The sequence below is a fragment of the Collimonas sp. GW821-FHT07E08 genome (genome assembly GCF_059418905.1).
The window spans coordinates 1-12,030 of record NZ_JBWKQR010000032.1; the positions used below are offsets into that span (position 1 = coordinate 1).

9 protein-coding genes and 6 pseudogenes are annotated in these 12,030 nt (G+C 51.3%); 5 read left to right on the forward strand and 10 right to left on the reverse strand.

What is annotated here, in order from left to right; translation table 11 throughout:
• Positions 1-584: 584 nt before the first annotated feature.
• From AC07RZ_RS23705 to AC07RZ_RS23715, 3 genes and pseudogenes are all read right to left on the reverse strand, one after another.
• Positions 585-905: pseudogene (locus tag AC07RZ_RS23705) on the reverse strand (integrase core domain-containing protein); the annotation flags it as partial.
• Positions 906-912: 7 nt separating this feature from the next.
• Positions 913-1,140, reverse strand: a pseudogene (locus AC07RZ_RS23710) (transposase); the annotation flags it as partial.
• Between the two features lie 230 nt (positions 1,141-1,370).
• A complete protein-coding gene (locus AC07RZ_RS23715; RefSeq protein WP_494669816.1) occupies positions 1,371-2,369 on the reverse strand; it encodes an AraC family transcriptional regulator in 999 nt (332 codons plus the stop codon).
• A 340-nt stretch (positions 2,370-2,709) separates the two neighbouring features.
• Here AC07RZ_RS23715 and AC07RZ_RS23720 point away from each other — a divergent pair, with 340 nt between their 5' ends.
• The 3 genes and pseudogenes from AC07RZ_RS23720 to AC07RZ_RS23730 form a co-directional block, all read left to right on the forward strand.
• Positions 2,710-2,853 (forward strand): hypothetical protein, encoded by a 144-nt coding sequence (locus tag AC07RZ_RS23720; RefSeq protein WP_494669823.1) that lies wholly within the window; start codon positions 2,710-2,712, stop codon positions 2,851-2,853.
• Between the two features lie 27 nt (positions 2,854-2,880).
• Entirely contained in the window at positions 2,881-3,048 is a 168-nt protein-coding gene (locus tag AC07RZ_RS23725) for a hypothetical protein (RefSeq protein ID WP_494669817.1), read from the forward strand.
• A gap of 378 nt (positions 3,049-3,426) precedes the next feature.
• A pseudogene (locus tag AC07RZ_RS23730) lies at positions 3,427-3,712 on the forward strand (IS110 family transposase); the annotation flags it as partial.
• 55 nt (positions 3,713-3,767) lie between these two features.
• Here AC07RZ_RS23730 and AC07RZ_RS23735 read toward each other — a convergent pair.
• The 4 genes and pseudogenes from AC07RZ_RS23735 to AC07RZ_RS23750 form a co-directional block, all read right to left on the reverse strand.
• Positions 3,768-4,223 (reverse strand): annotated as a pseudogene (locus tag AC07RZ_RS23735) (IS66 family transposase); the annotation flags it as partial.
• A 48-nt stretch (positions 4,224-4,271) separates the two neighbouring features.
• Complete coding sequence (locus AC07RZ_RS23740) at positions 4,272-4,535, reverse strand: transposase domain-containing protein (RefSeq protein WP_494669820.1); 264 nt, start codon at positions 4,533-4,535, stop codon at positions 4,272-4,274.
• Entirely contained in the window at positions 4,517-4,687 is a 171-nt protein-coding gene (locus AC07RZ_RS23745) for a hypothetical protein (RefSeq protein WP_494669824.1), read from the reverse strand. Before AC07RZ_RS23745 ends, AC07RZ_RS23740 begins: the two co-directional genes overlap by 19 nt.
• Before the next feature lie 265 nt (positions 4,688-4,952).
• Positions 4,953-5,093 (reverse strand): transposase, encoded by a 141-nt coding sequence (locus AC07RZ_RS23750; RefSeq protein WP_494669821.1) that lies wholly within the window; start codon positions 5,091-5,093, stop codon positions 4,953-4,955.
• Positions 5,094-5,338: 245 nt separating this feature from the next.
• On the opposite strand from AC07RZ_RS23750, the pseudogene AC07RZ_RS23755 reads away from it, so the two are divergent.
• Positions 5,339-5,790: pseudogene (locus AC07RZ_RS23755) on the forward strand (IS66 family transposase).
• Positions 5,791-5,795: 5 nt separating this feature from the next.
• Positions 5,796-5,924 carry a transposase domain-containing protein gene (locus AC07RZ_RS23760; protein ID WP_494669822.1) on the forward strand — a complete coding sequence of 43 codons (129 nt, stop codon included), beginning with the start codon at positions 5,796-5,798 and terminating at the stop codon, positions 5,922-5,924.
• A gap of 70 nt (positions 5,925-5,994) precedes the next feature.
• Here AC07RZ_RS23760 and AC07RZ_RS23765 read toward each other — a convergent pair.
• From AC07RZ_RS23765 to AC07RZ_RS23775, 3 genes and pseudogenes are all read right to left on the reverse strand, one after another.
• A pseudogene (locus AC07RZ_RS23765) lies at positions 5,995-6,374 on the reverse strand (transposase); the annotation flags it as partial.
• Positions 6,368-6,556, reverse strand: coding sequence for a hypothetical protein (locus AC07RZ_RS23770; protein WP_494669818.1), 189 nt, complete (start codon positions 6,554-6,556; stop codon positions 6,368-6,370). The gene AC07RZ_RS23770 and the pseudogene AC07RZ_RS23765, both read right to left, overlap by 7 nt.
• 431 nt (positions 6,557-6,987) lie before the next feature.
• Positions 6,988-11,967: a hypothetical protein gene (locus AC07RZ_RS23775; protein WP_494669819.1), complete on the reverse strand. Its 4,980-nt coding sequence runs from the start codon at positions 11,965-11,967 to the stop codon at positions 6,988-6,990.
• Positions 11,968-12,030 lie beyond the last annotated feature (63 nt).

Below are 12,030 nucleotides of genomic sequence, written 5' to 3' on the forward strand. Positions count from 1 at the left end.
CGTCTTCGCTTGCCCATCAAACACCTCTCCTTAGCGAGTATTCTCGCCTAAATTGGTACCCGGATTCATTAAATCACACAAAGTAATCGTAATTCTGCTTGCCCATCGCCTCATATTCGATACCGATACAGGTTGTATTTTTCAGTAAAAACGACGCTAAAAATACACATAATATTTCTCAATGGAAATTCCAGGTAGGACAACGCATAAAAAAAATACTAAATTAGTGCCATTTATTACTTAATGCGGCTTCTGAAAGCCTCCCGCCCCATGAGCCTCACTCGGTAAAACTCTGATATCAACCACGATTAGGAAGTACCTGCGATGCTGCCCCCCTTCAGATTTGTTTGTCTGCATAACATAAGCGCAAAAATCAGCAATCCACTGGTCGGGTTGACAAAACATGTAGACTTAAGGACAATCTCCCCGTTTTTAGAGGGCGTTAAAAGTAGAGGCTAGGCGGCCAAGAGCAGCATGGGGCCATCAAGAGCCATGTTTGGTCGGTCGTAATTTTAGTTTCATAACCAGCGCGTTGATCTGCTTGGATTTTCTGGACTATTTTCAGAGTTAGTTTTCGGCCGTTATCAACCATGCTGTGGGCCGGAGAGGGCCACAGCATGGGCAAATTCTATCGGCGACCGGCCATGGAGAGCCATGTGAGGTCGACTCTCGTTGTCATCCCGTCTCCAAGTTTCGATAATTACTCTTGCTTCCTCTAGACTTTCGAACCAATGCAAGTTCAGGCGTTCGTCCCGGAAGGATCTGTTAAAAGTCTCAATGTGGCAATTGTCGGTTGGCTTGCCGAGCCGGCTAAAATCGATACGTGCCTGATGATGATACGCCCACAAGTCCAACAACCGGCTGGAGAACTCGCTGCCATTGTCGACAAACAGATGACGTTGCGCTGCCATTTTTTGTGAGGGTCTCGGCGACAATCTCGGCCTTGAGCCGTTCTTCGGCATACATCTTCTTCAGGCGCCGGTTTTTGTCTTCCAGTTCTTTCATGCGGGCCATCAGCGATGTATCCATACCGCCGAACTTTGAACACCATTTGTAAAACGTGACATTGCTCATGCCGTGTCCACGGCACAGTTCAGGGACGGGCGAGTCACCCTCGGCTTACTTGAGGATGGCGATGATTTGGCTGTCGGTAAAGCAGGAAGTCTTCGTGCAGAACTTTCAAAAATCTCAGTTTAGAAAATTGTACTTTTAAAAGCGATCATTTGGTGGTGAGGGGGCGGACCCTACGCGATCGTAGTAATTCAATGCAAAACGGCTCAGATGTTGCCACTGGTTTATCGCGTGTTTTATCGTTTTGAGCAGTGGCACGCCACATTTCTGCGATATAATTTCAATTATCAAAATACTCTTTAAATATTCATCTCTCGATCTTTTATTTCTCGCCTATAGTTCTTAAAAAATTCGCCTGGCGAGCAGTGAATAATTTTTCGAAATACCCGACCAAAATAAGCTGAGTCATTAAAACCTGATCTATACCCAATTTCTGCGATAGTTAATTTAGAAAAATTTGCATCTTTTAACATGCGTAACGCTGCTTTTACACGCATTGTGCGTAGGCTACCAAGAAAAGTAGTTTTTTCTGGACTTAAAGAAAACTGTCGATGAACCTCTCTTACTGAAATATGAAAGTGCTTGGCAAGCTGTGCGGCAGAAACCTCCGGATCCATATAATTTTCACATAACCAATTGTACATACGCAAATACAAATCAGGATTATTCCGGCTCCCTGATTTGCGAATTATATGAGCATCTTCTAATGCAAGCAAATAGAGTGACAAAATATGTTCTGTTATGATCGCATGCTGATGCTGTTGTACGGTTCCCATCATTTCCTGATTTAAACTACGAAAATAGAGTGCAAGTATTGCGGACCATCCTTTGTCAGTTTTCAAGGCCTGCGCTACGCAGTCTTCTGGATGAGGTATCCATGCACGCATAAGTGGTTCGGGAATAGATACCAGAACGGCATGTGAATTTTCCATTGAGCTTATAACTTCTTGTTTCGTATCAACTAACACGAAATCGCCCATATTTAATGTACTTTCATATTTTCCTTGCTTCAATACCCCCCCCCCAGCTAGTCTCATCATCAGATGAAATGGATGTTTCTTCGCTTGAGCGATATGAAATCTTGTACGACGAGCGGTAAAGGGACTTCTCCCTTCTGAGTGACAATACATAAATTCGCCAATTTGGAGCGAATCCACTTTGGCGTGAAAATTTTCGCGATCAGGACTATCGACCTCAATTGGATTGAGTAATTTGCTGGCTACATCTGCCCAATATTCAAATCGTTTTTTTTCTGGCAAGAAGTCAGTAGTGATAACTGGGTTAGAAATAATCCCCATGTACGATTTTCCTAAAATTGATTGCGTCGTCAAGTGGAGTGAAGCGTAATTAAATATAATCGTGAGGTTTTTTTATCAATAGAAAAAATGTGCTGTTTTTATATAACAATTGCGCCATTTTTTTCTTTAGTAGTCGGCCCTGAATAAATCAGGCGAGCCAATGCTGGCGCTGGTTTGACGACTAAAAATGATCGCTGGATTTGCAGAAATATGAAGTATTCCCATTGAATTCCTTGCAAATGTCGACGAGGTTTTGATGAGGGGCAGAAGCCTGAATTACCCTAATCCGGCCGCCTTTTTGGCTTTTGAAACTCTGAACTAGCGCCCTCCGCTATTGCAATTGGCGAATATCATCGACTGGAAAGCGATCAACCGCTTTGCCGGCGACACATTCCAGTCCGAACACCGGCGGCCAGCGGAACGGCCCGCTGGATTGCTGTATCTGCAGCAGGCCTACAGCCTGTCCGACGAGGATGTGGTGTAAGCTCGGGTCGAGAGTCCGTATTGGCAGATGTTTACCGGCGAGACTTATTTGCAAAGCTGCTGGCGAAAACCATTAACAGCCGCCAAGCAATGCGTCATCATCAAGGTGACCAATGCTACCAAGGTCATCGTTGATACCACGGTGATGGACAAGGCGATTGCCCGCCCCGCCGATTCGAGATTACTGAAGCGGTAGCGGGTACACCTAGTAATGGCTGCGAACACGGCCTGACGCCACACCAGAACGACAACCGAGAGAGACCACGCCAAGGTACCGGAATCAGCGTGCAGCAAGACTTGGGCGCACCCAACGCATCCTGAGTCAAAAGTCAAAAGCCCAAAGACAAGATTACCCAATACATGCGCTGGAAGTGCAATGCATCAGCAACAGGCGGCAGACGGAAAATAGGCCGGAACTGGCTCCCCCCCCTCGGGGATACGCCGTACGCTGCACTCTGTGGTGCCGATCACAATCTGCATATGATCATAAAGAAAGCTACGATAATGAGATGATCCCCTCCATCCTGCAAAGTACTAATCTTGCAGGGTGTTTTCATTTCTGAAGGAGACGATCATGCAAGACGTTACGCTCATCGAGATCGATCTAGGCAAGTACAGCTTTCATCTTCACGGTCAAGATCGGCATGGTAAGGCGTTGCTGCGCAAAAAGTTCACTCGCAGCCAATAAATCCATTCTTTGGGAAATTTTTCTACCTGCTCCATCGTCATGGGAGCCTCTGCCGGCGCTCATTGGATGGCGCACTAACTGAGCAGTTTCTGGCATGAAGCGAAACTTGATCTCGCCGCAATTTGTACGTCTTTTTGTCAAGAACAACAAGAACGATTTCATTGATGGTAAGCGATCCTTTAACGACGTCCCTCAGAGCGTCTGAAGAATGTGAGACCATATGAGGTTTACCGCTGGGTTGCCGGCATATTCCATGGCAGCAGTGCGTCGTAGTCATCAACGGTTTGCGCCAGCGGCAGCATACTGAACATCCGGGTCAGATAGCCGTAAGGGTCGATGCAGCTTGCCTTGCATGTCTCGATGATCAAATAAAAATCAGCGCTGGCGTTGGCTCCACCGACAGTGTCGGCAAACATCCATGACTTTCGTCGAACGACAAATGGTCTGATCGCATTCTCACAAGCGTTGCTGCAAATAGGCCAAGCGCCGTTCTCGATGCAGCGAGTCAATTTGTGCCATTGTCCATTGAAGTAATGCAAAGCCTTGCCCAGCAGGCCTTGCGGTGGAACACTGTCCAAGTTGGTCAGCAGCAGATGTTCGATTTCCTACAGCACGCGTTTGCTGTAACTGGTGCGCAGACGTTGCCGGCGTTCCGGTTTCCAGTCCCCGCTTCTAGCCTCAGCTGTTCAAGCTGGTATGTCGCGGCAATGCCGCTATATGTTTGATAGCCGTCAGTCACGAGCGCAGATCTGTTTGGACCCGAACAACTCGTGACGGACGATCTCTCGCGGCAGGGCCGGGTCAAGCGGCTTGCGGCCCGGCTTCTTGCGCGCGTGGCAGGCAACTTTCATCTGCACGCTGTCTTCCTGCGCTGGTGCCGACGCCGCTAGTGCTTCGACTTCGTTGAAGAAGAGGTCTTTCTGTTCTAAGCTGCGGACTTCGCTCTTGGAGCCAAACAGTTCGCGTTGAAAGGCCTTCAGACGCTCCAGCGCCAGGTCGCGTTGATCGTCACCACGCGTAACTTGCCAAGCAACGTATCGCGCCCCTCCATCGCGTTCGCAGTGTCGCGCAGCGCGTTGATCTCCATCCAGAAATCTGCTGCCTCCCGGTGCACGCAAACCTTCAGTCCTTCGTCGAACCGGAACATTTCATCCTACCAAGTATCTGCAGTACCCACGACAGCTCCGTCAAGTTCGCTTCATCAAGATTGAATTGCACACCATTGAGCAAACGAACATGCAGCACAATCGCCAGCGCCGGCACGAGCGAAACAGAGAGGAAGCTTGAACAACCGGCACGAATGTCGGTGCGGATGATTCAGTGATCATCAATAATTTGGATTCCGTCACGACTTCGGCTTTGCCGGCCGGCATAGGTGCAGAATCGCGTACCACATGAGGCTTACCTTGCCCTCAACGGCTCTTGTTACTGGTGGCGATCCAGGTTCGCAGCAAGTTTGCATTGATCCCATGTCCCATCGCCATGCATGCCACAGAAACGCCAGGCTTCCGACAGGCCTGGATCAACTCCGATTTCGCCTGCTCGTCGTAGATGCAGCGAGCATCGCGTTTGCCCCCTTAATGAGACGAGCCTCCAGCTCTGCGTTCTTCTTTGCCATATGGCTACCTGCCCACGTTCATCGCTCCATGGACACAGTCATTGAGTGCCCTGCTCATCATCATGCCGGCATATTTCGGACTCGGCCAGACGTGCAGTACATCACGTTCGCACTGAACCAGCAGCAGTCTAGTTTGCTTGCACACTGCCCCCTAAGGGCATTCGTCAGCAAACATACCAGATGCAATTCAAGGGCGCTCTACAGGCTGACGCATTTGCTGGCTTCAACGCCTTGTTTAGAACCGATGAAATACAAGATGCAGCATATTATGCGCAGACACACCGTAAATTCTTCGACTTGCATGACGCCAGGCCGTCGGCCTTGACGACAGAAGCGTTACTTCGGATCGGTGAATTCTATATGATCGAAGCAGGCATCTGCGGAAAGCTATCTAATGAGCGACGCGCAGCTCGACAATTGCAATCACTTCCGCTCATCGATAATTTCGAGACTTGGTTGCCCGCCACGCAGCTCAAATCTGCAGCGACGGCAGAGGAGAAATCGACAATTCGGCCGCGGCACGTTCCCTTCGTGGGGTCGTCATCGGACGCCGGAATTATTTATTCGCCGGCGCCAACAGTGATGGTGAGCGCGCCGCCACGATCCATTCGTTAATTGGAACCACAAATTAAACGGCATTAATCCTGAAGCCTGGCTCACTCAAGTCCTAACCCATATCGCCAATCATCCGACCAATCAGGTTGACGGTTTCCTGCCTTGGAATCTCGCAGACCAACTCAGCACCGCCCACACCAATCCCGCTTAATTCCTAACAGTGTTGTTGGCAATAAGCGCCGCTGAATCAGATTCGTCAAGGGGTATCCCTATCTGGTTCGTCAACCGCTTGCGAGCAGTGCGGGGCAATAAAGTGTCCTGTCGTGCATCATTGCGTAAAGTACATCGCAACGCCAGCGGGCAAGAGCGATTAGGGCTTGATTGTGTCGTTTTCCTTGGCTAATCTTTCGGGCGTAGTAGGCGTGTGAAACCGGATCGCGAAGCGCGGTAAAGCCCGATAGGAACACGGTGTGTGTTTGAGCACTTTATTTCCACGCCGAGATGGGGGCTCGCCGCGAATTGATGAGCCAAATCGACGTGTGACGGGCGCCAACCCTGCATAAGCCGCAAGGTACGCGGCTGAAGTAAAGGCCCTGGAGGCGACTTCAGTCCGGAGTTCGGCTGCCGTCCTAACGCCGACTCCTGGCATGCTGGTTAACAACCAGCAACAGCTGCCCATGCTCCTTCAATCCGGCAATGACGAAGCCGGCCTTCGTCAATGGGCAGAACCTTATCGAATAGTCGCTTCCCTGATCGATTAAGCGCAACAGCATGATGTTCGCCCTTGCCAACGTCAACACCAACAAACACGTCTACAGCATCGTAATGTTCAATAGCGTCCATACGACCTCCCGCCACAATAAGCTCTGATAGCCAACAACGCATGGCAACAGGTCTCGGCATCCACGTTACGGACGGCCTCGGGTATCCTTCGGACCAAGTCTCTATCAGAGATCACCAGCCCCCCCACCAGGTCTGGTGCCCCCCCCCGGATCATGGACGACTGGGGCAGCAATCATATCGGACCTGGCTGACCAACACCCCGAGAATCGAGATCTGTATATGGTAACGTGGCAGAAAACATGCTTACCATCAAATGCGAGCATGACCAGTTTCAAACGCGAGCCGTTACATCTAGCTCCGACTGTCAATGACGTTGCTAACGTGGTACTTACCAGTTATATGCACACTACCCCGTTCGGACCGTGGCAATCAATATTGTTCACACGATTGCGGGTGATCTGGAATCGTAGGCGGTTTACGAAACTTTCAAGTTAGTGGCCGGCGAGTAACGCCGTCACGACCGTGTTGGCATCGGTCATTTTGTAATATGTCACTCCACTCACCTGTTCGGTAAAGGCATATCCCCTGGTGCTCATGCTGGCCGCTGCCTGGATCAGCAAATCCAGTGACACGAGAGTCGAGTTCACATTCGAGTCGGTGATAGCGACATACTGGGTGATATCGGCTGCTTTCGAGTGGATACCATCCCATAATGATTGCCCATTATAAACCGTGTAGTTAAGCTCCTGATCGCTGCCGTCGGTGCTCCTGAAATGGATCTCGTTTGCATCGAACCCGATTTCCTCATTAACAAAGTCGGCGCCCAGTATCAGTTTCAATAAATCTGTATGGTGGCCATTGGCATCCGTGGCGGCACGCGTCACCGATGTATCCACGATGCTGGTCACGTTATTGTGTTTTCCAGGCGTCAAGTTTACTTCGCCCCATTCCTGATTGAGCAGCAAATTGTGTTTACCGGACGACGTAGCGATGTCGATTGCCGAACTGGAGTCGCCATGCAGGCCGTCAAGCACGTCGCTGAGCCCCCCAAAACTTCCTTGCAGATTGGATCCGGCAGCTAGATAGACATTGCAGGCGCCGAGCAGAGACGACACCCGCACCGTCGCATAATTAAGATAAATATTGTTGACGCCCATGCCCATGTTGATCGTCAGGCCACTAGAGTTCGAAACCGTAACGTCGTTATTACCGACGCCCAGTGTCAATTGGTCAAGATTACTGCAATTCGAGACCGTAATGTTGTCACCCAGATTGGAGCCGACGATGTTTTGGAAGTTCTTGAAATTAGCTTCGTCTTCTTTGCCGTTATTAATGGTCGCGGCCGTCGACCACATGCCACCAGTTGGATCGTTGATAACGATTTTGAGTTCGTCGGCAGATCCGCTGAAATTGAGTGTATTTTCACCGGTCGTGACGCCGATCGTTGGATCCGTCGCGATGGCGGATGAGCCGCCATCGTACTGGGCTGTCGCCAAGGTGGTGTTGGTGTCGGCTCCCAACACAGCCATCAATCGGTTGTCACCGCCACCCATAATGACGGTGTTGCCTCGCCCGCCCACTGCAACCGTGCCTTTCCCGCCGGTCATACTGACATGATCGATGGCCCCCAGCTGGAAGCAATAGCTCTGGCCAGATCGGTCGCCGATGACGTTATTGCCGACCGTATTGCCACTCACGGCGGCATTGTGAATATCGTCGAGATGAATTGTGCCAATGTTCTTGGTGCTGGCAAACTGCACCAAGTCCATATTGCTGCTCCCCCCGAAGATCGTATACCCACTTCCGGTCAATGTATCGGCGTTAATGATGTAGGTGTTCTTGCCGCTGCCGCCCTTGAGGGTACATTGCGTCGTCATCACTTCGAAATTCATGGATTCGGAGGACCCCGTAGCATCGATTGTCAACACGCCCGTGAAATTTCTATCGGTTGATGCGACCACAATCTCAGATAACTGCGCGTTGTCATTCAAAGTGACTGTATTGTCGCTCCATTGCGTGGCGGTGGTTGCACCGCCGCTCATCACATTTAGATGGGTCCAGTAGGCCGAATTGGACGAACCGTCGGCATAGTAATCGGACGGTTTGGCATAAGCGCCATTAATTACCCGTATATTGCTTAACGCACCGTTGGCGGCAAGCAGCATGCCTCGCAACTTGGCAACTTCCGCTTGACCATCGGAAGTTCCCAGTATTTGATATTGGAAGTCCTGCTGCAGAGCCTGCAGGAAGCCGCCGTTGATCATGGCTGAATGGAGTTGCCCCATAATGACAGGCGTATAGATTGCCGACGTCAAATTCACAATCGGTGTGGCATTCAGAGCGGCTATTTCATGCAGGTAACGGCAAATGATGTCGCCTTCCGCAGTGCGTCCTTCGCTATTCAGAGTATTCCATTGGTTTACGAGATCGACTGCTTGGCCGATCCCGCCAAAATTCGGGATCAACGCGACAGCTGCTGCCATGACCACGCCAGCCGGGCCTTCAACCGCTATCGTCCCGATAATCAAGGCGAGTTGCACGCCGTCCGCCACCCCCCCTCCAATAGCCGCAATCAAATTCCCTTGGGTCCCATTTGCTTTGTACGCAGCGACATCGATATAGATCTGCATCGCGTCACTGGCTGCCATTGCAATGGCGAGTGATGGTCCGAGTATGGCGGAGGAAGCTCTGCCGACAGCACCGGCAGCGGCGAGTTCGCCGCCCGCACTATCTTTAAAGAAAAAGTCGATCGCATCACTAACCGTAGCAGCGACGTTGCCGGCGAGACTGATGCTTTGCAGAGCAAGGCTTCCAGTTTTAGTGCCGTTAAGGTCTGGCCCCACGCTAGTCTGGTAGATTGCATAGGCACCGCTGGCAAGGCCCAGTGCATCGGCACAAAAAAAGATGCCGCTACCGGCCTTGAATTTCTCCCATTTCCCGTTTTCATCCAATTGCATTTTTTGCAAATCGGTGACTGAGAAGGTCCCCGCTTTCAACTCTTTGGGAACCTTCACGTCGGCTTCAACTTCGGCATAAATGTTTTCAGTAGCCTGGGTAAGCATCGAGTCGTCATCGGTTTTGGAATCAAGAGCATTCCAAGCCTTATAAATAGTAACCCAAGGGACCTGTAGCGTCGACGCCAACCAAGAGAGTCCCTTGATGATATCACCGGTCATCTTGACGTTATCATTGTTGTCCGATGTGGCCGCTTGCTCGAATGCATCGGCAACGGCAGAAACATTCCAGATCGTACTGATCAGACGCATCTTTTGGTTGGTGTCTCTGTTAGCGGCGATCCCCTCCCTGTAACTGCCACATGCGGCGGCTATTGCTGAAGATGCCGGTCCAGCGCTCGCTTTTAAGACATATCCGTTCAAGTTGCCGATAAATCCTATTAGTGCGCGTGCCGTATTGGCGTCCGAATATATGTTCCGGTTGGCAGTGCTAAGGACTGTTGGGGCGGTAAAGGTCTTGGCGTTCACGTCATAGGTACTTCCTATCGCAGCCAGTTGCGTGCGCATGTTTTGCGCATCTGTGGGCGTCATCATGGTCAGTGCCGCGGCCTGCGCGACGCTGTTGATGGCGCTCAATTGGCTGACCGAGAACCAGCCCATTTGCTCGTTGGAGAACTTGCCCCAGCTAATGGAATTCAAGGTAGTCAACAACATCGACGTCAGCCCCTGCACCTGCGGCTCCGTCAAGGCCTGCACCTGCGCAGTCGACAACGCGTCGAACTGCGCAGCATTGAGCGACGCGATCGTCAGAAACGGCAGAGCCGCGATGTCGGTGACCGACAGCGTCGATATTTGATTGGCGGCCATTTCCAAGACGGGCATTGCAACAAGCTGCGCCCGTTGTGCGGTGCTCATTGAATAATATTGCAGCCCGCTCAAGACTAGGCATTGAGCCCTGGTCAGACTACCCAGCGCTACCACGTCGGTGGTCGAGGTCAGGATTGTGGCAGGAATGCTTTGCAGGTCGGAGAGGCTGACGGCTTGTAGTTGCGCGTTCGTCATCATCGAAATCGGCACAGTGGAAGGTAAGGTGGTGGCCTGCGATACCAGCGAGGCATACCTCCCCCTCGTCATGCCTTCGATAGCTAGGTTGCCCAGATTGGCGGCATTGGACTTGCCTAAGGCTGCCAATTGCGCATCGCTCATCGCCCACATCTGCTGCATGGTCAGGGCTTGCGCCTGGACGGTGTTGAAGGCCCCCAGCGCGGTGGCCGACACCCAGACGATCTGCGGCGCCGGCAAGGCCGTAATTTGGGCCGGTGTCATCGAATCGAACACCGCGTCATTCAGGGAGCCACCGACATCGAACAGCAAGACGCCGCTTTGATTCGGGGCGAGCAAGCTCCATTGCGTCACGGTGACGAACGGTGCTTGGGTATGAGTCAAGCCCGCCAACTGGGTCGGGGTGAAATTGACGAGAACGGCCCCCATGTCGGTGATAGTCTGATTCGCGATCGCGCCGATCTGGGAGGGGGTAAAGGCACTCAATTGCGATAGACTCATCTGCGTGAATTGAGATCCCGTGAAACCATCCATCTGCGAAAGGGAAATAGAGGAAATCGTAGTCGGGTCGAGCGCCGAAATAGGCAGCACGGATATTCCCTGAACCGAAAGGGCTTGCAGAATTGCCAAAGGGATTAGCTCGTGATTATGAGTCGTCCAATAATCAAGAAAAAGAATTGAATGCGCCAAATCAAGGCCGCTAATTTGCTGACCAACCAGAATGGGGACGGAATTTCCATGAACCTGGGGCGCATTGAGCTTGAATGCCATGTCGGGGCTCTCCGTAACCCAATTCTGCGAAATAATATTACTGAAAAATTGACCGTCAATTGCATTAAGTTGAGCCGAACTATAGGCAAGTAAACGCGGCCCTAAAAACAATGGTGAAATGTCAGCCCAACCGCCAGCCACGCCCCCCCACGCTGCAATTGTGTCATTTACCATTTTTCCTATAATTGAGGGCTCTGCTTTACAAAGACCTAGGATCGAAATTTTGTAGTAGAAATATGGCATATCGGGTGGGCCATAACTGTCAACGACGCTTGGATTCGCCTGTAAAAATTTTTGCAAGGTTGCCGCGACGTTCGTTAAGCTTGCTACCTGATCGCCCCTCAAAGCAGAAAAGAGTTGCTGAGTCGTGCATGCATAAGGGGATGTCGACGAGGAACCGATGGCGAAGAATTGAGTTGCGGTGAGCGCCGACAGGGCATCAGGCCTCAAAGCGGTTGTTTGCGCGATGCCCCAGCATCGCAGAGAGGACGCGGGCATCGCGCTTATCTCAGTGGGCGATAATGCTGTAATCCGCAATAGAGGCAAGGTTTCCGCCACTTGCGCTGCACTCATCCCACTCAAGTTGATGGCAGCAATCTGTGCTTGCGATAATGCTGCAATCTGCTCTGGGGTAGCACCAGTAATCCCGATGCCTAGACCAGCTCCTTGGTTGCCATTGGACATTTGGGCAATTTGGGTAGTGGATAGAGCCGCAAAAGCGGCTGAGGATAAGGCGCCTACCTGCGC